The following is a 23,931-nucleotide window of genomic DNA, read 5'->3' on the forward strand; positions in this document are numbered from 1 at the left end:
GGACTACTAAGATACTCCAGTTGCCGGTAAATTTGCAGGATCATTTTTAATACAAAACAATTGACGATGACAACCAGATTTTTGATGAACGAAACGGAACCCGGCGCATACGCCGCGATGCTGGGGCTGGAAAAATATCTTGCTACCACCGGCATTGCTCCGCTCCATCATGAGCTGATAAGAATACGCGCCTCGCAGATCAACGGCTGCGCTTTTTGTGTAAATAAACATAGTATAGACGCACTTAACTCAGGCGAAACCACGCAACGCCTGCTACTGCTCCCGGTATGGCGGGAATCGCCACAGTTCACGGAAGAAGAGCGGATCATCCTGGCTATGACGGAAGAAATTACGCTTATCAGCGAGAAAGGACTTACCGATGAAACCTATGAAAAAGCATTGGCCACATTTGGTTTGAATGGCACTGCGCAACTGATTATGGCAGTCAATATTATTAATGCGTGGGATCGCATCGGGATCACTACCCGGCGTATTCCTGGTCAATAAAACCCAACAATATGGTATCTGTAAAAACTGCCCGCAGCGAAGCTGAGGATGATACCCGTGTACGGGCACACGGCGTATCACCGTTACTGTTTTTTTGCCTGTACATTCAGCGTTACTGTGAGCTTATCATCAATGGCATTGTCTGGCCCCACCTGGAAGTCTTTCCGGTTAATGGTAAACTTACCGGTCAGTTGCACCGCCTCAGCAGATACCACTGCCGTAAACGGAAAAGTGATGGTCCGCGTAATTCCCTTGATGGTAAGCGCCGCAGTGAGCTGGTAAGTGGAGGGCTTATCCGTAGCTGCAATGCCGGTGGAAACAATCCGCATCACCGGATATTTCGCCGCATTAAAATACTTCTCCTCCAGCAGGTCCCTGTCGCGTTTACCAATACCGGTGCTGATCGTATTTACAGCCACGGTCGCATCTATCGACGACGATTTCAGGTCATGGGGATCAAAACGGATACTCCCTTTCAATCCTTTGAAATAGCCATTCACCGTAGAAGTAAAGATCAGGTGATTGATAATGGTAAACTGTACTTTGGAACCGGCGTCTGTAGGAACATAGTGCTGCGCCTGTGCAGAAATACTGCAAAATGCCAGGAGGCATAACAACCATATACGCCGTGCGTTTGCGGGTGCTTTCATACCTGCTAAGTTGGCTAATTCCCCGCTTATTACCAAATCATAAAAAAACAGCAGGCAGCCCTTGCAATGCCACCTGCCGTACATCTATCATTATGAAAAAAAAGCTATTTTTTACCGGTTTCTTCTTTGTAGGCGCTCACGTATTCGTGCATAATTTCAGTAAGACTTTCCCCTATCAATGTATACGCATCGGTAGGTAAATTGGCCAGCGATACCCTTACCGACCATTCCGGACCGGCAAAGCCCCCACCATTCAACAATACAATCGCCGTTTTTTCCGCCAGCCGGAAAAGGATATCCGTGGGCTGCATTTTTTTCTGCAACCATTTCAGGAAATCATCTCCATAAATTTTCGACGCCCACGATGCAATATCTATTTCAGCATAATACCCGGTATTCAGCGGATCATCCAGCTGCGGCTGTTCCAGCTTATCCCACAATAACTTCAGCCGTTTATGCACCAACGCCTGCGCTACCTGTTTGTAATTGTTTTCTTTGTCGAGCAACGCAAACAGGCTGAATAAAGTCATTTGTGTTTGCTGCGGCAACGACAATCCGGCTGTATGGTTCAGCGCCACCTGTCGGCTATCCGCCACCATGCGGTCGATGAACTTCATTTTTTCCGGGTGCAATGTAGTAGTACTGTAGCGCTTTGCCAGATCTTTTTTAGCAGCGGCAGGCAGGGCGGCAATCTGCTCATCAAAGATGTTGTCTTCATGAATAGCGATCACGCCTAAACGCCAGCCGGTACAACCAAAATATTTGGAGAAAGAGTATACACAGATTGTGTTGTAAGGGATCTTTGACAACAACGACCGGAAGCCATTCACAAAAGTGCCGTATACATCATCCGTTACAATCATCAGATGAGGGTTATCCTTCTTTACAATCTTTGCCAGCTTATCCAACGCTGCAGGCGCCAGGGCCCGCGATGGCGGGTTACTGGGGTTTACACAAAACAACACCCGGATGCCGGGGTCCTTTAATTTTTCCAGTTCCTCATCCGGGTACTGCCAGGTATGCCGGCCTTCTTTGGTTTCGCCCTTCGCGTTGATATATACCACTTCAAACTGGTAGCGGTCCAGTTCCGGTATTTCCAGGTAGGGCGTAAAAACAGGCACCATCAAAGCGATCTTTGATCCTTGTTTCAGCAATTTGTTCTGCATCAGTGAATCGAAGATATAACACATCGCCGCCGTGCCGCCTTCCACGGCAAACAGGTCGAATTTACCTTTCGACTTTTCCCCGCCACACATCTCCTGTACAATATAATCATGCACAATCGGCTCCATATGTGCCAGCATGCGGCCAGGCACCGGGTATTCATTACCGATCACACTTTCTGCCAGTTCAAATACAAAGGCATCATCGTTAAACTGGTGTACATTTTGTCCGTATAAATATGCCTGTTGCAGCAGCGCCGCGCCGGGAGCATCTTTATGCAGGGCCAGGAAACTTTTGAACCGGTCGGCGATGCCACTCTTTTCAGGCACGCCGGTAAAGCCATGCTCCTCCCGCATATTACGGCGGCATTCCGCTATACCGAATTGCCCCAGCAGGAAGAAGGCTTCCCGTGGTGTGGAGGCCGTCCAGTTAGGATTACCACGCCCTGCATTCAGCATTACCTCAATACTTTTCTGTGCGGTTTGTTGTGCCAGTGAAATCAGCGTATCCTTCAGTTCAAAAGGGCTTAATTTCTGTAATGCACGTTGTTCTGCAACGGTAGTTTTGATATAAGACAGTCCCATAAAATAATGTTTGTCGGGTCAATAGGTGAAAAAGTAACTCTGCAACATATCCCTGTTTGAAGTTTGGGTAAGTCCAAGCATCAGGAGGATCCTGGCTTTCTGCGGATTGAGGTCATCGCTCACAATGGTGCCCAGTGTTTTGTCGTCTACTTCATCATATTGGGTAACGCGACCGGAGCCAACATGACTGGAACGCACTACCACCACGCCTTTCTTTATCGCCTCCGCAATAGCGTCGTAAAATGCTTTGTTGAAATTACCGTTGCCTACACCGGCAATGATAATTCCTTTGTACCCGTCTTTTACAAAGTTGTTAATGGCTACCGGGTCCGCATCGGCATACATATAAGCGATGCCTACTTTCGGCAATGACGTAACACCCGCAATATCAAAAGGTGTTTCTTTATTTGCTTTCCGCATGGCGCTCTGGTAGTAGGCCACCCGGCCATCGTACACCTGGCCCAGCGGCCCCAGGTTGGGCGCATAGAAGGCATCTACTTTGGTAGTATTCCCTTTCGATACATCACGGCCATCAAAAATACTTTCATTAAACACCAGCAGTACGCCACGTCCGGCAGATTTAGGGCTAGCAGCCACGGTTACAGCATCAAATAAATTTTTGGGACCATCTGCACTGATAGCAGTAGAGGGGCGCATAGAGCCGGTGAGCACCACCGGCTTATCGGTACGTTCAGTGAGGTTCAGAAAATACGCGGTTTCTTCCTGTGTGTCGGTACCATGCGTGATCACAATACCATCGGCTTCATTATTGGCGTATATTTCATTGATCCGCTTATTCAGCTTCATCCAGATATCAATGGTCATATCCTGGCTGCCTACGTTGGCGATCTGTTCGCCGGTAATAGCTGCAATTTTCTCAATACCCGGTACCGCTTTCAGTAAAGATGCAATGGGCACCTTGCCTGCTGTGTAAGCGGCCCTGTCGGCGGAGGCGCCTTCGCCGGCAATAGTGCCGCCGGTGGCCAGGATGATCACACGGGGTTTCTGGGCAATGGATGAGATACAGACAAATAATACAATGATTAAAGTACAGACGGTTTTCATATGTAACACCTTTAGATTGTTTGGTGGAATGGTCAGGATAATAGAACACCGGAAGTTTGCGGATTGTTCAATAAGAAAGGGGAAGACCACCGGCCTTCCCCTTTCTTATTACATACCATGTAAAAAATAGTTACGCTTTCTCCGCTACCTTCTTCAGGCCGGCCAGCACCTGCTGCCAGTTATCGCGCGAATGATCGCAGGCTTCCTGGTTTTCAAAATTTTCCTGGCTCACGGCAAAGCCGGTAGCGCCATTGCCGTTACTGTTCAACGTATAAACGATAACGGAATAATTCTCCGGTTTATCTTCTTTACCGGAACTCAGGTAAGTGAAAGACAATTTCTTATCCTGCTCCGCTGCCAGTACTTCACCTTTTTCTTCGTAGTGTTTTCCTTCCCATTCACCGGACCAGATCACCGGGCTGCCCACTTTCCAGTCGCTGATAACATCTGTTCCAAAAAAATATTCTTTGATCAGTGCCTTATCAGTGATGGCGGCCCATACTTTTGCAACAGGGGCGTTGATACTGATGGTTTCCGAAAGTTTTAACTGCTTGTCCATAATACATTGTTTTTGATAGTACAATATTAAGCAACCGCTGTTCCGGCGGATTGCATTTTACGGATTAATTCTAACGGAATTGGGAGTAACCCCGAATTTCTTTTTAAAGGCATTATTAAAATGTTGTGGTGTGGAATAGCCCAGCTCATAGGCTATTTCAGCAGAAGTTTTCTGGGTGTCCTGCAGGTATTGGTTGGCCAGCTGCAAGCGTTGCCCGGTGAGATAATCAAACACCGTGGAATTAAATGTTTCTTTAAAACCACGTTTGAGTTTATATTCATTCAGTCCTACCAGTTGCGCTATTTCACTGAGGCCGGGCGGGTTAGTGAGCCGGTCGTTGATCAGGTCTCTTACTGCAATGATCTTTTCTTTGTCTGTTTTATTTTTTATAAAGATGTCTTTCTTCGCGGTATAATTATATGCTTCGGCCGATAGCACCAGCAATTCAATACTCTTCGACAGGAGGAATAATTTCTTCAGCTGTCCCGAAAAACGGCAGTTCAGTATTTGCACAATCACCTGTTGGATACCGGCATCAATGGGACCCCAGTTTTCAGACAGCAATACGCTTTTTCCACTCAGCACCGCTTCACAAAACCGTTGCAGATGTTCATTCCCCTTTTCAGTAAATTCCAGGAATTGTTTTTTGGAGAACTGGATCCCGAATGTTTCTATTTCTGTGGCTTTGGGCGTTATTTCAATCTCAAAGCCATTTGAGTACATGATGTTGTGATGCCCGCCGATCAGGTCAAAAGAACGGTCCAGTTGTTTATACGAAAACGCATAGTCGCCTTTCATGCCGAAATGCAGGCGTACCACATCGGTATCGTTGCTGGCGCGTATCTTATCGGGTTTTGTGTAACGGGAAACAGTATGCGTTAAGCGGATATCATCACAAAACCAGTCTGTGATATCGGTAACGCTGAATGCGGTAACTAACTGATGTTGTTTATCGTGGTTCATAATGGGTCCTAAAAATACGAATATTACGGGGTATCTTTGATTTGCACAATTAATACTGTAATAACTACAAGTATGCAGGTATTACGCCGCTTATCTTTGCCCCTTTGAATTACCACCAACCCGAAATTACATCATATGAAGTACAGAACACTAGGAACAACAGACGTGCAATTGTCAGCCATCGGACTGGGCTGCATGGGTATGAGCTATGCCTACGGCACGCCGGACGACGTGGAATCCATTGCCACCCTGGAAAAGGCCCTGGAAATCGGGATCAATTTCTGGGATACAGCGGATGTGTATGCTGCCGGCAAAAATGAAGAACTGATCGCCAAAGTATTAAAGCCTAACCGCAGCAAGATATTTATTGCCACCAAATTTGGCTTTACTTCTTCTCCTGCTTCGCCCGGTGCCATACAATTCGATGGTTCACCCGCCTACATGAGAAAGGCTGTGGAAGCCAGCTTAAAGAGATTACAAACGGATGTGATTGATTTATATTATGCACACCGCATCGACCCGAATGTGCCGGTGGAAGAAATGGTAGGCGCTATGGCCGAACTGGTGAAGGAAGGAAAGGTACGCTACCTCGGCCTCTCCGAGGCGTCGGCTACCACTTTGCGTAAAGCGCATGCCGTACATCCTATCAGCGCATTGCAAAGCGAATACTCGTTGTTGACAAGAGACGTGGAGAAAGAGATCCTGCCAGCGTGCAAGGAACTGGGCATCAGCTTTGTGCCATTCAGTCCGCTTGCACGTGGCCTGGTGACCAACGACCTTGATATTGCCAATCTTGCCGACAACGATTTCCGCAAATCACTCCCCCGTTACCAGGGCGAACATGCGGAAAACAACCGCCTGCTGGCCGCCGGGTTTGCGGAACTGGCTGCCGGTAAAAACTGTACCACTGCACAACTGGCATTGGCATGGGTGCTGGCACAGGGCGAAAATATCATTCCTATTCCCGGCACCAAAAGGAGAAAATACCTGCTGGATAACGCCGGTGCAGTGGATGTAGATTTAACAGCTGCTGATCTGCAAAACCTGGAAGAATTGCTGCAGAAATATCCCAACACCGGGGAACGGTATACTGAAGCAATGAACAAACTGGTAGATAAGAGTTAAGCGTTCCGCTACTTTTCCTGGAAGGGGAACAACGCGGTTTCCACATGCGCCTCCTTCATATGGGCAGCCAGTCTGCGCGCAATATCCGGACGGGCTGCTGCCATATTCTTTGTTTCTCCCGGGTCTGTGGAAAGATCATAGAGTTCCACAGGCCCATCAGGGTGTTGCGCTGCCTGCAAGCGCACCGCTTTCCAGTTTCCCTCCCGCACAGCCTGACGGCCACCGTCTTCATGGAATTCCCAATACAGATAGTTATGTTGCTGCTGTCCTTTCCCGCTTGTAAGCGCAGGTAATAGCGATACGCCATCTGTATAAGGTACGGCCGGTGCGTTGGTGAGCTGTGCCAGTGTAGGCATAATGTCCCAGAATGCACCCTGGAAACTGTTGGAGCTGCCGGCTTTGATTTTACCGGGCCAGCGTGCAATAAACGGTTCGCGGATACCGCCTTCATACAGGTCGCGTTTAACCCCGCGGAAACCTCCGCTGCTGTTGAAGAAAGCCGGATCGGCGCCGCCTTCTTTATGCGGGCCGTTATCGCTGGTGAAAATCACCAGGGTATTTTTATCTAAGCCCAGTTCTTTTAAACGCGCCATCACCTGCCCTACGTAGTTATCCAGCCGGGTAACCATTGTGGCAAAAGTAGCATGCGGATATTGCTGGGAGGCATAGCCGGGCACAGTGGCGTTTGGGCCGTAGTCGTTGCCTTTATAGGGCTTCTCTTCAAATTTGCCTTTAAAATGCTGAAAGAGGCTGTCATCCGGTACCTGTAGCTCCGCATGTGGCAGGGTGTAGGTGAGATATAAAAAGAAAGGTTTGTTTTTGTTGTCGTCCAGGAAGCGGAGCGCCTGTTGCTGGATAAGGTCCGGTGCATAGGTGTTCATATGTTCCAGCTGGCCGTTTTGTTCCAGCACCACTTTGGTATCGTTGTCCCACAGGTGTGTTGGAAAAAAGCGGTGCGATTCGCGCTGGCAGTTATAACCATAAAAACGGTCGGCTCCCTGCTTCAGCGGATCGCCTTCCGAGCCAACCGGGCCCAGTCCCCACTTACCGAAGATACCGGAAGTATACCCGGCTTTTTTCAGTACTTCCATCACCGTTGTAACGGTGTCGGCTATAGGTTGTTGTCCTTCCGGCTGGATCTCCTTGTTGCCCCTGATAAAGGTATGTCCTGTATGCAGCCCTGTTACCAGCGATGCGCGGGAAGGTGCGCATACCGATGTTCCGGCGTAGAATTGTGTAAACCGCATACCCTGCTTTGCCAGCTGATCGATGTGAGGCGTGCTGAATTTACGCTGACCATATGCACTCAGGTCGCCATAACCCAGGTCGTCCGCAAGAATAAAAACAATATTGGGAGGAGTCGCCTTTTTTTGCTGTGCCGCCACTGGTGCGGTTAACAGGATGAGCCCTGCTGCAACAGGCAGTAGTGTGTTAAAAATTTTCATGTTCATTGTGCTATACCTTGCAATTACTTCGCTGGTCCAAAATACAAAAGTATTCCGGTCTTTTTACAACAATGGCGCTGGTAGCAAAGCAGGATATCCGGCAACAGCGGGTGGGGCCTGCACTGAAATTGTTTAGGCGGAGGGATTGTCTCCCTCCGCTTCACAATATGTTTTTACATTTTAAATACTTTACCTCCTACCATCACTTCCTGTGTTGCTTCATCGAAGGTGGCTTTCATGCCGGTGCGGTAGGCCGCGTTACCCATGATGAGTGCAATAGAGTGTGAGTAGGCTGCTTCTATCGGTGCATTGGGTTGCTTACGTTCACGCACACACGTCATCCAGTTGCGTACGTGCGCATTGGTGAGCGGATCGCCACCGGTGTTGGCGCTGGTAGCAGCAGCTTCTTCGTTGCTGAGTGTTTGAGGCGTCAGCAGGTTAGCGTGCATGCCCATTTCCTGCGCTTCTTTTTCGGTGAGGCCACCGGTAGCGCTTATTTTGTTGGTAGACATATCAATAGTGCCTCCGTTGGAATAATAAATTTCTTTGGTGCCGCCGGCAGAGTTGTGGAAACGGCTGCTGTACATTACCTGGAAGCCATTGGAAGGATCATTTTCCGGACCGTAGTCGAAAACGGCGGTGAGAGTATCCGGGTTTTTGCGGCCATCTTTCCACATATAAATGCCGCCATTAGCTACTGCGCTGCGTGGATGTTTCAATCCGCTGAACCAATGCACCGTATCTATCTGGTGTGTCATCCACTGCCCGAAGATACCGGAGGAATAAGGCCAGAAGAGGCGGTATTCGAGGTACTTGCGCGGGTCCCAGCTATCCTGCGGGCGGCCGGCCAGGAAGCGTTTCCAGTCGGTATCCGATTCCTTGATGGACTTTACCAGGTCCGGGCGGCGCCAGCGGCCTGGCTGATTTACGTTCCAGGTCATTTCCACCATCGTAATAGGACCAAATTTTCCCTGTTGGATGAAGTTGGCAGCGGAGTGGTAGCTCGGACCGCTGCGGCGCTGCGTACCCACCTGCATAATACGGCCGGAGTCTTTCACGGCTTTGAGGGCGCTGCGGGCGTCTTCCATTGTTTCCGCGAAAGGTTTTTCGCTGTATACATCGCACTTATTCTTTACCGCTTCAATGGTATGATAAGCATGCTGAAAATCGGCGGAGGCGATAAATACCGCATCCAGTCCTTTGATATTATACAGCTCATCATTATTCATACATGCCTGTACGTTATGACCCGTTTTCTGCTGCAGGAAAGCTTTTCCTTCATCCCTGCGGCGGTTCCATATATCAGATACAGCGATCAGATCAAAGTTCAGTTCCTTATTGTTGTTAAAGAAAGATGGCAGCAGGGCCTGGCGTGCACGATCGGAAAATCCTACCAGTCCCACATTTACCCGGTCGTTGGCGCCCATGATGCGGGCATAGCTGCTGGCGGGCATTCCCATAGCACTGATCGTGATACCGGCTCCTGCCAGTAACGACTGTTGCAGGAATTCCCGTCTTGTTTTTTTTGATTCAGACATATAAAGGCGTTTTTTATAGTGTGTGGTTTATTTGGCGTAAGCTTCTTTCAGTTGACCTTCCAGGTAATCAAAGGCTGGTTTATACTGCCTGGCAGGGTCGTCCCAGCGACATTCCATCATAATACGACCGGTATATCCAATTTTATGCAGGGCGGCAAAATAGGGCCGGAAATCGTCTCCGGCAACACCGGGCGGTGTGCGTTTATCCCGTTCCGCGATGTGGCAATGTACCAGTACCGCCTTTGCATTTTCTATGCTGGCAGGCGATTCATGCTCTTTCAGCATATGATAGATATCTGCAGTAAGCCGGAAGTTAGGATGCTGTATGGCTGTAACGATCTCATTTCCTTCTGCCAGCGTATTCACAAAATTGGTTTCCGTGGCATTGAGGTTTTCCATAGCGATGATGATATTGTACTTTGCAGCTACCACCGCCATTTTACGACATAGTTGAATAAACTGTTGTTTGCATTTTCCCCGGTCGGCGCCTTCCGGTATTTTCCGGGCTTCCCCGCTGCCCAGCACAATGAGCTTTACTCCTGCAATTTTTGCCCGTTGCATCACCGAGTCCACGTATCCCAGCACATTGGCTTCGTTTACTTCGTTGCCGGTTAGCTTCATGGTTCCCGGGATAAATACATTGCAAGTCTGGATCTTGCACTTGCTGTTGCGGATGGCGTGCAGCTGTTCCCTGAACTGCGCCTCGCTCAGTGCGGGCGACAGGATCTTGCGGACCGTTTCTTCCAGGAAAGTAAACCCGGTGGCCGCAGCGAGACTGTCGTTGGAAAAAGAAGTGCAGATGCCAATAGCCGGTAACGACTGTGCATTCGATTGCAAAAATGGAGAGAAGATAACAGAAAAAAGCAGTAGCAACCAAGTTTTCATAACGTCTGGTATGTTTATGTGGAAAAACGGAACAGCATTAAGATAATATCTAATTCCGGAAAAACAAAACAAAAAGACGACAGGCGGAAAAACAGGGGGTTACCGTTCCATATTTTCCCCAGGCTCAGCCTTAAAGGGGAGATTTAAGCTTTATGCGGATTACTTCCTGCATACTTCTCCGATACTTCCCGGATACTTCTCAGATACTTAGGAGTCGTGTATGTGTCGTACTCCCTATATGGTTCCTATACAGTCCCCATACAGTCACTATACACTCCCCATACTCTCCCTATACAGTTCCCATACACTCACAATACACTCACAATACACTCCCCATACACTCCCCATACACTTAGGCCCCTGAGGCTAATAGTATTTTAACGCCATTTCTTATATTGACTGCCTAAAATAATAATTTTATCCGTCTAAAAACCAACACAGGCTATGATTGGTAAAACACCTGCAGGAACGCAGCGATTAACAAATCATAGCCTGTATGTTAGGTTCATCGGAATAGCCTGACGAAATAAAGGCATGTTGAATTTATATGGGAAGGAAAGCAGAAAGAAGCGCTGACTAATTATACTCCTGTTTTAAAAAAGTACCTAATTCCTGTTCAAGCTTTCTCTGTTCTGAATAAAAAGGTAAAAGCCGGTGCAGCAGATTGCCACTACCCGTAGTGATAAGGTCCAGTAAAAAGAACATGGTTGTGAGAACAGATGGCTTAGTCATTCTCTCTATCACAATTTCGTTTTCTTCTTTTGTTACCTGGATGGATACAAAAGCAGATTTCTCCACAAAAATACTTTGCTTGTTACCAAAATCAAATAGCTCATAAGAATACCTGCCGGAGAACTTTTGCTTCAGGGTTTCTGATAGTTCGTTAATGGAAGGAAGTATTTTTGAGGTGGTAATCTTCATCTTTCTTTTTTTATATTAATATACCCATAAATTCCGACAAACAGTAAATAAAAAAATGGCTGTTACAAATTATCCTTCTTCATTTCATTCACTGCATAGCCTGCAGTCCTTGCTCCAGTACAGCTTCTTATACTTTATCCCTTCCCCTTTGATCATCCATTCTCCTTTCTTCCACAGGATCATCCGTCGCTCCCGGAGGTAACAGCTCTTTCCTGTCTTTACGGTTCCTTACAATTAAGAACCCGATCAGCGCAATAGCTGCCAGCGCAACGATGATGATAATTCCTATACGCATCTTCTTATTTTTTTACTTCCAGGCAAAGGCAATCCTGAGTTTGCATGATACCCCGAGGGATATAAAGTTAAATAAAACGCCCCGGTAACTTCCGGAAAACAGATTAAATTATCCATATATTTGCTTAGACCAGCATTTGAATAATGGACCCATTATCTACCCTGCATATCCGGATCATCAACCAGGTTTTTGAACTGGACAAGAAAACAAGTGCCAAACCGGAGCTGCTATCCCTGCAACGTAATATAGACCGGATTAAACAACATTTTGAAGAAGCAGGTTATACCATCCTCAACCCACTGGGCGAACCTTACCGGGAAACACGGGTGGATTACGAAGCCAGCATCACCGGCGAAATGTCGCCGGACATGGAAATAGTAAATGTGATCAAGCCGGTGGTATATTATACAAACGGAGGACAAAAATCTATTTTACAAAAAGGTGTGGTCATCGCCGCCGCAAAATAAACCTATGAGCAACCAAATTAATTTCGGTATCGACCTGGGCACTACCAATTCCCTGATCGCCAGGTTCCAGAACGGCGCCGTGGAAATCTTCAAAAACCCGTTCGGTCAGAAAGAAACGCTGCCTTCGGTGGTGGCCTTCCGGAAAGACAGGATCATTGTTGGCGATAAAGCCAGGGAGCTGATAGAGAAAGATCCGGAAAATGTGTTCTCTTCTTTCAAAAGAAAAATGGGAACATCGGAATCATTCTTTGTACCTAATACGAGCGACTTTAAAACGCCGGTAGAACTTTCTGCCCTCGTACTCCGCGAACTCAAAAACTTTATCTATACCGGCGAAAAACCGGAAGCAGTGATCATCACTATCCCCGCTTCTTTTGATACGATCCAGTCGAACGCTACCAAAAAAGCAGGCAACGATGCAGGCTTCAGCGAAGTACTGCTGCTGCAGGAACCCATTGCCGCCAGCCTCGCTTTTGCCAACAAACAGGCCAACGCTACCTCTCTCCAGGGACAATGGCTGGTATATGACCTCGGCGGCGGCACCTTTGATGTGGCCCTCGTGAAAATTGTAGATGGCGAAATGCGCGTTACCGATCATGAAGGAGATAACTATCTCGGAGGTGTGGACTTCGACATTGCCATCATAGAACAGCTGGTGACTCCCGCCCTGCAACAACAACACACCCTCCCCGACCTGCTCACCGAAATGCGCAGCGCACGCGGAAAATATAATACCCTGTATCATATCCTGCTCAAAAAAGCAGAAGAAGTAAAAGTACAGCTCACTGCCAGTCCTTCGGCAGAAATGGAATTTGAAATCACCGACGCCACCGGCCAACCGCACGACATCTATCTCACCATTACCCGCGAACAATTTGAAACCGTTATATACGACCGCATACAGTATTCCGTTGATCTCGTAAAAAAGATCATCGACCGTAACCACCTCACCGCTGCCGATATCAAAGAAGTAGTGATGATTGGCGGCAGCACGTATATCCCGATGGTAAAAACCCTGGTCGCGGCACAACTGGGCATCCCCGTTAACTGCAGCGTAGATCCCACCACTGCCGTAGCCGCAGGCGCCGCATGGTATGCCGGCACCAAAACAATTACCCAGTCCAACCCCGCCGCCAGCAAACCTTTGGCAGCAGGCATGCCGGATATCCGGTTTAAAACAGCCTATCAGAAAAATACCGCCGATAAGGAAGAATATTTTACCGCCATCGTAACCGGTCCCGTAGCCGGATTAAGCTACCGCATTGTGCGTGCCGACGGCGGCTACGACAGTGGCATCAAACCATTGCAGGAACGTATCTCTGAAATGCTGCTGCTGGCCGAAAATACCAGCAATGTATTTAATATCCTGGTATTCGATGCCGCACATAACGAACTGGCGGTACAAGCCCCCGTTATCGCTATTTCGCAGGGCAAATTTAATATTCATGGTCAGCCGCTGCCAAACGATATCTGTATTGAAATAGATGACCTGGAAAACAATACCACCAAACTGGAACTCATCTTTGAAAAAAACGCCATCCTCCCGCTGAGGAAAACGATTATCAAAGAAGTGATGAAAACAATCCTGCGCACCAGCCAGGACAGCCTCCTGATCAACGTGCTGGAAGGCAGTCGCTATGCCATCCCCGGCAGCTGCGTTCCCCTCGGCATGATCGAAATAAAAAGCACCGACCTCATCACCGATCTCGTGAAAGGCTCCGATGTGGAAATTACCTTGCAGATCAGCGAAAGCAGGGACCTTTCCGTGAGGGCAGTACTGCTCATGAACGAACAGGAATTCTCCGAAGTATTCAATCCTATGGTCAGGAAAATCAACACCGGTAAACTACTGGACGATATCCGCCAGCTGCGCCTCAACGCATCTGAAAAAATAAAATCATTCAGGAGAAGCCAGCAGTATGAACTGGCAGCAACCGTGCAGGACATCATGGTGGATCTGGATCATATCAGCAACCGCCTGGAATTGCTCAGTACAGATGATGTGACTGACGAAAAATATCAGCTGGAAGAAAAGAAACGTAAACTCGCGCAACATCTCGACAGCACCGGGAAAGACCAGCTGATTGTAGAAATTACAGAACTCTATTTTAAAAGGAAAGAATATTGTTTGTATAATATCCGGGAAGAAGAAGACAGCGCCCGCATGATCCGTTTTGAAAAGATCATTGCCGATGAAAGCGCCTGTCTTTCTTCACAAAGCTACTACGCCATCAAGGCAAAAATTGATGAGCTGAATGATCTTTGCTGGGAAATAAGACGCAACAAACCCGAAACCTGGATCAATGCGTATTACTACTACGCCAACGTAAGTACAGATGATTATACCGATCCGCAAACAGCCGCCCGCTTCAAGGAAATCGGGGAAAAGGCGCTGGAACGGAAAAATTATGAAGAACTGAAAGTAGCCGTGAATCAACTGTACAACCTCATGCCGGATACCAAAAAAGAAACCGACCAGCTGAAAGGAACCGGGATCGGTTAATTGCCTATTTCCAGTTCTATTCCTGCTGCATTATTTTCCAGCAGGTTGAAATACAAACTGGTACTATCAGTAAGCCCGATTTCAATAGGGATATTCCGGTCGGAGGTAGCCCAGTAATTGGGGTCGAGCTTAAAAATCAGGCTGCTTTCCTTCAGGAACTGCCTGGAATTTTTATACGGCATCAGGAAAAAACCTTTGACCCGGTAGGCACGCGCATCGTCCATCGGAGCCCTGGCTTCCTTACTTCCATTCCAAAGCTGCCCTGCATATACATACAGCTGGTTAACGGTGAGCTGCAGCGGTACATAAGCGCTATCCGCCGGCGCAATATAGCAGGAATAAAAAGTATCGGGCGTTTGGATCATGGCGATGGCAGGAACGATCAAACGGTTGTAGAGATGCAGGCTTTGCCGGTGAGCGGTATTTGACTTTGGTGCAGAGATGGTTGCTCCTGGTTTGCGATCTTTAAGACGATCATTTACTGTTTTTAGCACAGCGGGATCGGTGGTATTAGAGAACAGCGGTTTTTGCAATGCAGCCATAAAGTCGGGGCCGTATACGTCGTCTCCTGTTATGGGGGTTTTACTCACATCCCTGTATGGAGTATATATCGAGTCCGTTTGTAGGTTGAACAGGAGATATTTCATTGCTTCCTTAGTGCGGCTGGTGATAAAATAATTCACAGGTGCAGATAAAGTAGGATTAGGTCTTGTAAACATGGGCCTTACGTTGATCACAAAAATAAGTGCGACCGCCACACCTATAATCAACGAACCGGCTCCCTGCTCACTTAACCATTTAGGCCGGATAGGCGCCACCCAACGCCCAATCCGCTGCGCCAGGGACATCTTTTTTTCCTGCTCCTTCCAGTATTCCTTCATCTTCGTTTTCCACCGCGCCATTTCCTCCTGCACATATTCCGAGGTCTGTAATTTTCCTGTCAGTCCAACTATAGCCATCCCATTTGTAAAATCATTCCGGTATATAGCCAGCCCCAGGTTGATCAAAGAAATACCGTAGTCACTTCTCCACTCATAAAACGCATATGGCAACTGATTCAGTTGTTTCACCAACGTAATATTGGCGAAGGGCCACAGCTCCCGCAGGGGAATCACCTCGCCTGCCCTGAGCTTTGCTATTATAATTTTTAACCTTTCTTCCAGCACTCTCACATAACGGAATATCCGTCCATAACAGGTGGTGGTGTGTTCCCCATCCAACAGCAACGGATTAGCAAACAGATCGATCGTATTCTGCAACCGTTGATGTTTCAAACTATCCAATACCGCATTTGCAAATAATGGCTCGTAGTAAGGAGATATAAATTTCAGAAACCCATTCTCATTATAAAGAGGACTATCCGCAAACCTTCCGGTGATTTCACCGGTTTCCAGGAAATGCAGCAGCACCGGGTCTGCAGCTATCTGTGCATGATAGCGCAGCTCGTTGCCTGCTGTCAGCTTGTCGAAAAACTGTAACAGCTGGTGCTTATCGAATGTCCATTGATTTATTTTAAGTTGCTTGTCATCCGACAGTTCCAGTTCTGCCAGCATTTTTTTCCGGAGAAGGGATAACGCAGCAGTATTCTCCGTATCTACGGGTCCACCATGAACTGTCTCCAGGAAACTAACGGGATTCACATACTTCATAAGAGAGCAAAATAAATAAAAAAGTGGCTACTCCACCGGAATCAGGTCTACGCCGTTGAAATTATTGGTTAGCTGCCGGAGTTGGAGCTCCTGCTGCAGCTGGTTCTTTTGGGATAAGAAAACTTCTACCGGGATATAACGGTTGGAATGTTGCCAGTAGCTACTGTCCAGGTTGAGTTGCAGACACGACGTTTTCAGAAACGACAGTGCATCATACACCGGCATGAGGAAAAAACCTTTGGCACGATAAGATGGTACATATTCCATTGCATATTCCGCCTTCCAATCAGGGTCCCAGCCCACACCGGCATAAAAATATACCCTGCTTATTGAAAGCGGCAGGGGCACAAAGGCGCTGTCGAACGGCGCTATGTAACACGAGTAAAAGGAATCGGGCGTTTGTACCATTGTAATCAGCGCGCCATCCTGACGGTTAACAACATGTATACTTTGCCGGTGCGCGGCATCGTGCCAGGAGCTGTCTTCCGGCCCCCACTCCCGCGACCGGCCAAAAGGCGGACGCACAAAGCCGGCGCCATAATCTCCCTGCATACGTACGGCCTTCATAAAATCAGCGCCATACACATCTGCCCCGGTGGCCGGAGATGGCAGCTTAGGGCTCTTTAACAGCTTCTTCGCCCGTTTTTCTGTATCCATCAGTAGCTGCGACAAGAGGTATTGCATAGTCAGCGAAGTACGGGCGCCCATAAAAATACTGTGCTCACTTTCGCGGACTTTTATGCGGGGCGTATATTCCTGTTCAAAGCGGGCACCGATGAAAATGGCTACGATAATGCCAAGCGCAATTCCTCCTTTCAGCAATACATCACGCACCAGTTTCCGACGCTGTTGCCGGGTTTTATAGCCGTTCCCGAAAAACCTGCCCAGCAACGATTTGCGGCTGGCGGCCTTTTCTTCCAGTTGCTGAAGATACCGGTGTGTTTCTTCTCTCACATACGCACCGCATTTCAATGTGTTTACGGCATGCAGTATTTCCAGCGCCTTTTTATTTTCGCGGGTACCATCCAGCGCCAGTGCAAAGTTGATCATCAGGATACCATAGTCGTTACGGAACTCCTGGAAAATATCCGGCAACGCATCCAGCGCCTGTACCTGCTGCAAACTCACATATGGAGCGGCTTCCCGCCACCTGGAGCCAGGATCTGCTCTCCTGCCCTTTTCTGCGGCTTCCAGTATTTTATAGCATTCCTGCAATGCGCGGAATATTTTATCATAACTCCGGTTCAGGTGTTCGCCATCCATCAACAGCGGATTGGCATACAATTGCTGTAGTGCCGCCGCCTGCTGCTGTTTCAGGCTATTGAGCACCGCCGTGGTAAACACCGGTTCGTAAAAGGGTGCTATAAAAGTGAGGAAAACAGGCGTGCTGTAAAGCGGGTTATTATTAAAAAGTCCTGTCAGCTTGCCCGTTTCCAGGAAAGCCGACAGGACGTTATCTTCATTGATCTGTTGATGTAAGTGTAATTTGCCGGGCGACTGCAGTTCGTCAAAAAAAAGCAGCAGGTCGTTTTTACTGAACCATTGCGCACCTACCCGTAATACCTCTTCTTCCGATAATTCCAGCTCTGCCATCATTTTTTTCCGGAGAAGGGATACTGCGGCAGCATCCTCCGCTGATACGGGCCCGCCATTCATCTTCTCCAGGAAAGCAAAGGGATTCAGGTATTTCATATACCGGCAAAATACTAAAAAAAGTAATCAGCCGGGTCAGGAAAACAGCAGGTAAGCCAATATCAGTGTAACAATTACGTTAAACGTTTGGGCTATCAGGAACGCATACACGGGTTTCCTGCTTTCTGTGCCAATCAGGTCCTTGAAATTTGTTTCCAGCCCGATGCTGGTAAATGCCAGCGCAAACCACAACCCCTGTAAACTTTTCAGCGATCCCTTCACCGGCGCAATAGCTGCGGGCGACAATAAAAATGAAAATACCAGCGAAGCAATGATAAAGCCGATCACGAATTTTGGAAATCTATCCCAGATCACTTTCAGCGTGGGCTTCTGCTCTTTATCAGCCGCATTCGGATGTTTGGTGTAAGTCCAGTATACCGATATAGCAAAGGCCGCAATACCCAGCAACACATTCTGCGAAAATTTCACGATGGTGCTGATCTTCAGTGCGGTTTCACCTACCAGCGATCCGGAGGCCACCACCGCACCGGTAGTGTCTATACTGCCTCCCAGCCACGCCCCGGTTACTTCTTCCGGGAACTGGAAATGATGGGCAATCATCGGCATAAAAATCATCATCGGGATAGCGGTAATCAATACCAGCGAAATCACCAGCGACAATTTCTTTGAATCTCCCTTAATAGCGCCGGAAGTAGCGATGGCTGCAGATACCCCGCAAATAGATACCGCGCTGGATAACATCATGGTCAGCTCTTTATCTATTTTCAGTCGCTTACATACCCAATAAGAGAAATACCATACAGAAATAACTACCACCAATGCCTGTATCAGCCCCAGGGAACCGGCTTTCAGCACATCTGAAAAAATAACGGTAGTACCGAGCAATACCAAACCTATCTTCACAAAAAACTCCGAGGTAAGCGCCTCCCGGAACCAGGTGGGTAATTTAAACAGGTTACCGATCAGCAAGCCAATGATCAGGCTGAAGATAACCGCTTCCAGCCCCAGTTCATTTAACGCGGCGTTACCAGCTACAATCAGCGCCAGTGTGGTTAATATAAACACTGCCGGGAATACCAGCAGGGTGTTTTTTAATGATCTGCCGGTAAGAAAGGATCCCAGCAGGGCCACCAGCAACACGTAAATAAACTGTGCACCTATTTTTAAAAAGTTGGCGCCGGTCAATACTTTTGTGGTGAGGTCACCGGTGGTGCTCCATTTGTAATCCGGTAAAGCAACGTGTATTCCGGCCAGCGATAGCAGGATGATCAGGAACCCCAGTACAACAATGGCCCAATCTTCCTGTAAATAAGACTTAACTCCAGGCATATTTTTTTTTCATTAAGATAGTGACGGTTTAAAAAATATCTTTCAGCACGGTGTTGGCAGCATGGTATCCGCACATGCCATGAACGCCGCCTCCCGGCGGTGTGGCGGAAGAACAGATATAGATTCCTTTGGCAGAGGTACGGTAGGGAGAAATGCGACAGGCAGGGCGGGTGTACAACTGCCTGATGTCAATGATGCCACCATTGATATCGCCCCCTACATAGTTTGGATTATATATTTCCATCTGTTGTGCATTCATGGTGTGTTTTGCCAGGATCAGGTCGCGGAACCCCGGTGCAAAGCGTTCTATCTGCTGCTCTATGATCTGGGTCATGTCCGCGTCGCTGCCGTTAGGAACGTGGCAATAGGCCCAGGCGGTATGTTTTCCGGCAGGCGCCCTGTGATCAAACAGGCTTTGCTGCGACAGCAATACATACGGCGCCTTACAGATCTTTCCATCGTATGCCTGTTGCTCCGATAAGGCAATTTCTTCAAAGGTGCCACCCAGGTGTACCGTGATGGCCTGCCTGCATTCCGGCGCGGTGAAAGGAATGGGGCCGCTTAGTGCCCAGTCCATTTTAAATACGCCCGGACCGTAGCGGTAGCGGGATAGCTGCCGTTTATAATACGGTGAAAACTGATCACCTGCAATGGTGAGTAATTGTTTTGGCGTGAGATCAAAAACCACTGCATGATGCGATGGCAGTTGCGAGAGCGAGCTAACGTGCACGCCTGTCTGAATTTGTCCGCCGAGTGAAATGAAGTATTGCGCCAGCGCATGGCCTATAGCCTGTGAACCGCCTTTTGGAACCGGCCATCCGTAGCGGTGGCCTACCGCAGACAATACAATGCCGATGGCCGCAGAAGCCACGTTGGTTAAGGGTTGTATGGAGTGTGCCGTCATGCCGGCCCATAAACCCCGCGCTGCGGTAGTGGAAAACCTGTTGGCAACCGCCGATGCGGAGCGCAGTGCATTCAGTCCAAAACGTGCCATGATCAAAGGATGCCGTGGAAAGGAAAAAGGCCCCAGGCTATCTTCCGCCACTGCTTCCCAATTGTCTGCCACCGGTTTTATCAGCTCCCGGTACACTTTTCCATCTGCCCCCAGCGCGCGGGCGGTATCGTCCAGCGAACGCGCCAGGAAGGCTGCTGTGCCATCATCAAACGGATGGGCTGCTTCCAGCGGGGAATAGGCAAACTCCAATCCGTAATCCGCCAACGGCAGTTTGGAAAAAAAAGGAGATCCCATCGCCATGGGATGCACCGCCGAACATACGTCGTGGTAAAACCCCGGCAACGTAAGTTCTGCAGTACGCATTCCCCCGCCAATGATATCCTTTGCTTCCAGCAGCAACACCGATACCCCCTGCTGTTGCAGCCTGATGGCGGCAGACAGGCCATTGGGTCCGGACCCTACCACTATTACATCGTAATCTTTTTTCTCCATGAGCTGCTTGCCGCGGTTGAGAGATCATACCCCCGCGCTGATTTATTAGTCTACAAACTTAGTATACTATTAACGGGAATGCAAATTATTTTTGAGAAAGATAATATTTTATTTCGCCTCCTCCACTACTACGGCCAGTCGCAGCGCTTTCAAACCGCTGAGGCCCTGCAGGTCTTCCAGTTCCAGCTCTTCCAATTCCGGGTGCAGCACACCGGTATCCTGTAAATAACGGATAAACGGCAGGTAATCGTCCACATCGTCCCTGTCGGAATAGATCAACGCAATTTTATCGGGCTGGGTTAACCGTTCTTCGGTGTTCCGGATATGTACTTTATCGATCCGCTTCTTAATCATCTGGTAACGGATATTATACGCGCCCTCTACATCAAACTTCCGTTCATCAGCCCGGAAGCTGATATCAATAGGATGGTTATGCACAAAAATAAGCTGGGTGGTAAACAACTCTTTTTCCATCTGCGCTATCAGCGAGTGGGTAAGCTTTGTAATGGCCACCATAGAAGACAACTGCCATAACCGGAGGTTTTTGAGATGGAAGTGATTAAAGGGCCGGTCCGGTGCAATAGACTGACCAATATAAATATCATACTCCACGCCATCCGTTCTGAACTTTTCAAAATAACAGGGATAGGATTCCTGTAACCTGGCTTTCTCCGATTCCAGGTAGCCATTCGCGGCCTGGGTGATGAGCTGCATAGATATTTCCAGCGCATCTTTGTTCACATTACCGGCCATGCTTTCCAGGCAGGTATTAATGGTTTCACGGGTGTTGGGGTATTGCGCCGCTATATGCTGCAGGTAACTCACCGATTCCTCTTCCAGGAACCTGTTCAGCGCATTTTCATCGGAAGGACTCAGCTGCTGATGCAACAGGGCCTGCTGCCACCGCTGGCAATGATAAATCATTTCCTGCAGCAGGTCATTCTGCTGGTACTTGCGCAGCACGTCCAATGTATTGGCAAGGATGCTTAAATGACTATCCAGGTCGGCAATAATGGCTTTATTTCTTTCTACAGTAGAATTCCGGATATCAATGGCGCCATACAACGGGTATACTTCTTTGAACAGGATATTACTGATGACAGCCGGCTGGTTCTTTTTCAGCCGGTACAGGTAATACCAGGCGGCTTCGTTAAATTTCCATTGCACCGCGGGTTGTATGGAAGTAAATTTCTCCTTGATCACCTTTTCTATCTCCCCGTTAAATTCTTCTATATAAATCTGCAACAGCTGGCCTATTGCTCCTATGGCAGGTTCCAGCAGTGATAACGTTTTTTCGTCGAACGAATGATCGCTCCAGGTATGTACTGCAAATGCCCCCACCGGTTCGCCCATAAAGAAAATGGGCATAATGGCCAGTGATTTTACCCCCTGCTCGCGGAAATATTCCAGGAACGCATATTCCTTCCGCGTTTCTTTCCCGATATCTCCGGAAAAAAAGAAGAGTGGTTTTGACATAAATGCTTTCGCATTCCGGCTGAACTCTTCCGGCGACAAGCGGCTTTCTCCCCAAACAGCAAACAATACACCGGTACCACCCTTTTCAAAACTATACACCGGGTTATCATTCACCCTCAGGAAAGGAAACAGGTCGAATTCAATCCGGGTGTCGCGCACCAGCGATTTAAGCGATAAGATCACCCGCTCGTAATTCTTTTCATCTATCAGTGTTGTACGCGACAGCCGCATACCCGAAATATTTTCCACCGCTTTTTCCGCCGTTACGTCTGTTACGGTGATCACACAAAATCCACGGAAACGGAACAGGTCCAGCGGCATCATTTCCTCCAGTATTTCCACCCCGCCTCCTTCACTGAAATGCGTGTACAACTGCACAAAATCAATGTCCGGCAGCTCCCCTTTTGCCGTCACCTCAACAAAGTCGGTGCTGATGGCCACCGCATAATATTGCAGCAAACCCGTAGCGGTATTCACCCCTGCATGGTGTTGCTCCGTTTTTACCGGCGCCTGGAAATTATACAATCGTTGCAGGATCAGTGAATACACCAGCTGCAGCCGCTCCCGGTGATAATCAGCCGGTGTACGGGTTACTTCGTAATTATACTCCGGCGAATTATTTGCAAGCAGTTGATAGATCAGGTCGGTGCCATAAAAAGTAGTGGGCAGGAACGGGAAGCTGAGTCCCCAGGCCAGCTGATGCTCCGGGCTCATGGCGGGAGAAAGACAGGCATATACATACTCCAGCAGGTCGGAATACTGTGACGTTTCTTCCAGGGGGATATCCCGCCGGCCAATATCCGACGCTTCAAATGCGGTCAGCGCTTCTTTATACAACCGGGCTTTCACCGTTGGTTCTTCCCCGATCCGCTGCTTCAGATAGGATATAAATGATTCAAAGGAAATGGCTGCATCTATGGCCAGTGGCTGCGCCTTTTTTCCTGACACATCCAATATGGTTGTTTGCATAAAGGGGAATATTCTTTTTCAGGATCAAAGGTAGGGGAAATCCCGGCTATTTACGAGGTGCAACACGCATGCGATGGCGGAAAGCAATAAATATCTTATCTTGTTGTCCTGTAATTTCACCCCGATCCAAACATCTCTTAAACAGCTGCAAATCATGAAAACAATTTACCTGTTAACAGCTGCGTTATGCCTGTTAATTAACTCCGCAACCTTTGCTCAGCAAGACTCTGCCGCTATGATGAAAGCATGGACAGACTACATGACACCAGGCCCCGCACACCAGAAAATGGCACAAATGGATGGCGAATGGACAGCCGACATGACCTTCTGGGAAAAGCCAGATGCCCCACCTACCAAATCAATGGGTACCGCCGCTTACAAAATGATCCTGGGCGGCCGCTATTGTGAGGGCCGTTACACCGCCAACATGATGGGTATGGACTTCGAAGGCATCAGTACTATGGCGTACGACAATGCAAAGAAAATCTACATCACCACCTGGGTAGACAACATGGGTACCGGCATCACCATGATGGAAGGGAAACCTAACGGCGACGGACTGGAATTTACCGGCAAAGGGCTGGACCCCACAACCGGCAAAGAACACAATATCCGCCAGGTAATGAAATGGCAGGATAAAGACCATCACACGATGGAAATGTACAAAACTGTAGATGGAAAAGAAACAAAAGACATGGAGATTAAATACACCCGCAAATAACACCAGGTTTTGCAGG

General features: G+C 48.3%; 20 protein-coding genes. 5 read left to right on the forward strand and 15 right to left on the reverse strand.

Going from position 1 to position 23,931, the window contains the following annotated elements:
* Positions 1-66: 66 nt before the first annotated feature.
* Entirely contained in the window at positions 67-507 is a 441-nt protein-coding gene (locus B5Z18_RS14395) for a carboxymuconolactone decarboxylase family protein (RefSeq protein ID WP_079470186.1), read from the forward strand.
* Between the two features lie 83 nt (positions 508-590).
* Here the strand turns inward: B5Z18_RS14395 and B5Z18_RS14400 are convergent, their stop codons facing one another.
* From B5Z18_RS14400 to B5Z18_RS14420, 5 genes are all read right to left on the reverse strand, one after another.
* Complete coding sequence (locus tag B5Z18_RS14400; protein ID WP_159454309.1) at positions 591-1,157, reverse strand: YceI family protein; 567 nt, start codon at positions 1,155-1,157, stop codon at positions 591-593.
* A gap of 104 nt (positions 1,158-1,261) precedes the next feature.
* On the reverse strand, positions 1,262-2,905 hold the full coding sequence (aspD, locus tag B5Z18_RS14405) for an aspartate 4-decarboxylase (protein ID WP_079470188.1): 1,644 nt from the start codon (positions 2,903-2,905) through the stop codon (positions 1,262-1,264).
* Positions 2,906-2,923: 18 nt separating this feature from the next.
* On the reverse strand, positions 2,924-3,970 hold the full coding sequence (locus B5Z18_RS14410) for a type II asparaginase (protein WP_079470189.1): 1,047 nt from the start codon (positions 3,968-3,970) through the stop codon (positions 2,924-2,926).
* 130 nt (positions 3,971-4,100) lie between these two features.
* Positions 4,101-4,529 carry an SRPBCC family protein gene (locus B5Z18_RS14415; RefSeq protein WP_079470190.1) on the reverse strand — a complete coding sequence of 143 codons (429 nt, stop codon included), beginning with the start codon at positions 4,527-4,529 and terminating at the stop codon, positions 4,101-4,103.
* A gap of 57 nt (positions 4,530-4,586) precedes the next feature.
* Positions 4,587-5,492, reverse strand: coding sequence for a helix-turn-helix domain-containing protein (locus B5Z18_RS14420; RefSeq protein WP_079470191.1), 906 nt, complete (start codon positions 5,490-5,492; stop codon positions 4,587-4,589).
* Positions 5,493-5,627: 135 nt separating this feature from the next.
* Here B5Z18_RS14420 and B5Z18_RS14425 point away from each other — a divergent pair, with 135 nt between their 5' ends.
* Complete coding sequence (locus tag B5Z18_RS14425; protein ID WP_079470192.1) at positions 5,628-6,617, forward strand: aldo/keto reductase; 990 nt, start codon at positions 5,628-5,630, stop codon at positions 6,615-6,617.
* A gap of 8 nt (positions 6,618-6,625) precedes the next feature.
* Here B5Z18_RS14425 and B5Z18_RS14430 read toward each other — a convergent pair whose 3' ends face one another.
* The 5 genes from B5Z18_RS14430 to B5Z18_RS32520 form a co-directional block, all read right to left on the reverse strand.
* The gene (locus B5Z18_RS14430) at positions 6,626-8,068 is read right to left on the reverse strand and encodes an arylsulfatase (RefSeq protein WP_235015932.1); all 1,443 of its coding nucleotides are present in this window, start codon (positions 8,066-8,068) and stop codon (positions 6,626-6,628) included.
* A gap of 167 nt (positions 8,069-8,235) precedes the next feature.
* Complete coding sequence (locus tag B5Z18_RS14435; RefSeq protein ID WP_079470193.1) at positions 8,236-9,600, reverse strand: Gfo/Idh/MocA family protein; 1,365 nt, start codon at positions 9,598-9,600, stop codon at positions 8,236-8,238.
* Positions 9,601-9,627: 27 nt separating this feature from the next.
* Complete coding sequence (locus B5Z18_RS14440) at positions 9,628-10,485, reverse strand: sugar phosphate isomerase/epimerase family protein (RefSeq protein ID WP_079470194.1); 858 nt, start codon at positions 10,483-10,485, stop codon at positions 9,628-9,630.
* A 576-nt stretch (positions 10,486-11,061) separates the two neighbouring features.
* Positions 11,062-11,406 carry a hypothetical protein gene (locus B5Z18_RS14445; RefSeq protein WP_079470195.1) on the reverse strand — a complete coding sequence of 115 codons (345 nt, stop codon included), beginning with the start codon at positions 11,404-11,406 and terminating at the stop codon, positions 11,062-11,064.
* Between the two features lie 127 nt (positions 11,407-11,533).
* Positions 11,534-11,701 carry a hypothetical protein gene (locus tag B5Z18_RS32520; protein ID WP_159454310.1) on the reverse strand — a complete coding sequence of 56 codons (168 nt, stop codon included), beginning with the start codon at positions 11,699-11,701 and terminating at the stop codon, positions 11,534-11,536.
* Between the two features lie 143 nt (positions 11,702-11,844).
* On the opposite strand from B5Z18_RS32520, the gene B5Z18_RS14450 reads away from it, so the two are divergent.
* Positions 11,845-12,168 carry a hypothetical protein gene (locus tag B5Z18_RS14450; protein WP_079470196.1) on the forward strand — a complete coding sequence of 108 codons (324 nt, stop codon included), beginning with the start codon at positions 11,845-11,847 and terminating at the stop codon, positions 12,166-12,168.
* Between the two features lie 4 nt (positions 12,169-12,172).
* Positions 12,173-14,671 carry an Hsp70 family protein gene (locus B5Z18_RS14455; RefSeq protein ID WP_079470197.1) on the forward strand — a complete coding sequence of 833 codons (2,499 nt, stop codon included), beginning with the start codon at positions 12,173-12,175 and terminating at the stop codon, positions 14,669-14,671.
* On the opposite strand, the gene B5Z18_RS14460 is transcribed toward B5Z18_RS14455, so the two are convergent.
* The 5 genes from B5Z18_RS14460 to B5Z18_RS14480 all read right to left on the reverse strand — a co-directional run bounded on the left by B5Z18_RS14460 (position 14,668) and on the right by B5Z18_RS14480 (position 23,194).
* Positions 14,668-16,320, reverse strand: a complete 1,653-nt coding sequence (locus tag B5Z18_RS14460; protein WP_143313601.1) for a hypothetical protein — start codon at positions 16,318-16,320, stop codon at positions 14,668-14,670. The genes B5Z18_RS14455 and B5Z18_RS14460 overlap by 4 nt on opposite strands.
* Before the next feature lie 27 nt (positions 16,321-16,347).
* Positions 16,348-18,012 (reverse strand): hypothetical protein, encoded by a 1,665-nt coding sequence (locus B5Z18_RS14465; RefSeq protein WP_079470199.1) that lies wholly within the window; start codon positions 18,010-18,012, stop codon positions 16,348-16,350.
* Positions 18,013-18,048: 36 nt separating this feature from the next.
* Positions 18,049-19,302 carry a YeiH family protein gene (locus tag B5Z18_RS14470; RefSeq protein WP_079470200.1) on the reverse strand — a complete coding sequence of 418 codons (1,254 nt, stop codon included), beginning with the start codon at positions 19,300-19,302 and terminating at the stop codon, positions 18,049-18,051.
* Positions 19,303-19,330: 28 nt separating this feature from the next.
* Positions 19,331-20,749 carry a phytoene desaturase family protein gene (locus tag B5Z18_RS14475; protein WP_079470201.1) on the reverse strand — a complete coding sequence of 473 codons (1,419 nt, stop codon included), beginning with the start codon at positions 20,747-20,749 and terminating at the stop codon, positions 19,331-19,333.
* Positions 20,750-20,857: 108 nt separating this feature from the next.
* Positions 20,858-23,194 (reverse strand): GAF domain-containing protein, encoded by a 2,337-nt coding sequence (locus B5Z18_RS14480; protein WP_079470202.1) that lies wholly within the window; start codon positions 23,192-23,194, stop codon positions 20,858-20,860.
* Between the two features lie 154 nt (positions 23,195-23,348).
* On the opposite strand from B5Z18_RS14480, the gene B5Z18_RS14485 reads away from it, so the two are divergent.
* On the forward strand, positions 23,349-23,915 hold the full coding sequence (locus tag B5Z18_RS14485; RefSeq protein WP_079470974.1) for a DUF1579 domain-containing protein: 567 nt from the start codon (positions 23,349-23,351) through the stop codon (positions 23,913-23,915).
* The last annotated feature ends 16 nt before the right edge of the window (positions 23,916-23,931 follow it).

Origin of the sequence: Chitinophaga ginsengisegetis (assembly GCF_900168065.1) — a bacterium.
GTDB lineage: Bacteria > Bacteroidota > Bacteroidia > Chitinophagales > Chitinophagaceae > Chitinophaga > Chitinophaga ginsengisegetis.

What these genes read in the sequence shown, in the direction of transcription:
- B5Z18_RS14395 (WP_079470186.1), top strand. Translation starts at nt 67, where the DNA reads ATGACAACCAGATTTTTGATGAACGAAACGGAACCCGGCGCATACGCC.
- B5Z18_RS14400 (WP_159454309.1), bottom strand. Translation starts at nt 1,157, where the DNA reads ATGAAAGCACCCGCAAACGCACGGCGTATATGGTTGTTATGCCTCCTG.
- aspD (WP_079470188.1), bottom strand. Translation starts at nt 2,905, where the DNA reads ATGGGACTGTCTTATATCAAAACTACCGTTGCAGAACAACGTGCATTA.
- B5Z18_RS14410 (WP_079470189.1), bottom strand. Translation starts at nt 3,970, where the DNA reads ATGAAAACCGTCTGTACTTTAATCATTGTATTATTTGTCTGTATCTCA.
- B5Z18_RS14415 (WP_079470190.1), bottom strand. Translation starts at nt 4,529, where the DNA reads ATGGACAAGCAGTTAAAACTTTCGGAAACCATCAGTATCAACGCCCCT.
- B5Z18_RS14420 (WP_079470191.1), bottom strand. Translation starts at nt 5,492, where the DNA reads ATGAACCACGATAAACAACATCAGTTAGTTACCGCATTCAGCGTTACC.
- B5Z18_RS14425 (WP_079470192.1), top strand. Translation starts at nt 5,628, where the DNA reads ATGAAGTACAGAACACTAGGAACAACAGACGTGCAATTGTCAGCCATC.
- B5Z18_RS14430 (WP_235015932.1), bottom strand. Translation starts at nt 8,068, where the DNA reads ATGAACATGAAAATTTTTAACACACTACTGCCTGTTGCAGCAGGGCTC.
- B5Z18_RS14435 (WP_079470193.1), bottom strand. Translation starts at nt 9,600, where the DNA reads ATGTCTGAATCAAAAAAAACAAGACGGGAATTCCTGCAACAGTCGTTA.
- B5Z18_RS14440 (WP_079470194.1), bottom strand. Translation starts at nt 10,485, where the DNA reads ATGAAAACTTGGTTGCTACTGCTTTTTTCTGTTATCTTCTCTCCATTT.
- B5Z18_RS14445 (WP_079470195.1), bottom strand. Translation starts at nt 11,406, where the DNA reads ATGAAGATTACCACCTCAAAAATACTTCCTTCCATTAACGAACTATCA.
- B5Z18_RS32520 (WP_159454310.1), bottom strand. Translation starts at nt 11,701, where the DNA reads ATGCGTATAGGAATTATCATCATCGTTGCGCTGGCAGCTATTGCGCTG.
- B5Z18_RS14450 (WP_079470196.1), top strand. Translation starts at nt 11,845, where the DNA reads ATGGACCCATTATCTACCCTGCATATCCGGATCATCAACCAGGTTTTT.
- B5Z18_RS14455 (WP_079470197.1), top strand. Translation starts at nt 12,173, where the DNA reads ATGAGCAACCAAATTAATTTCGGTATCGACCTGGGCACTACCAATTCC.
- B5Z18_RS14460 (WP_143313601.1), bottom strand. Translation starts at nt 16,320, where the DNA reads ATGAAGTATGTGAATCCCGTTAGTTTCCTGGAGACAGTTCATGGTGGA.
- B5Z18_RS14465 (WP_079470199.1), bottom strand. Translation starts at nt 18,012, where the DNA reads ATGAAATACCTGAATCCCTTTGCTTTCCTGGAGAAGATGAATGGCGGG.
- B5Z18_RS14470 (WP_079470200.1), bottom strand. Translation starts at nt 19,302, where the DNA reads ATGCCTGGAGTTAAGTCTTATTTACAGGAAGATTGGGCCATTGTTGTA.
- B5Z18_RS14475 (WP_079470201.1), bottom strand. Translation starts at nt 20,749, where the DNA reads ATGGAGAAAAAAGATTACGATGTAATAGTGGTAGGGTCCGGACCCAAT.
- B5Z18_RS14480 (WP_079470202.1), bottom strand. Translation starts at nt 23,194, where the DNA reads ATGCAAACAACCATATTGGATGTGTCAGGAAAAAAGGCGCAGCCACTG.
- B5Z18_RS14485 (WP_079470974.1), top strand. Translation starts at nt 23,349, where the DNA reads ATGAAAACAATTTACCTGTTAACAGCTGCGTTATGCCTGTTAATTAAC.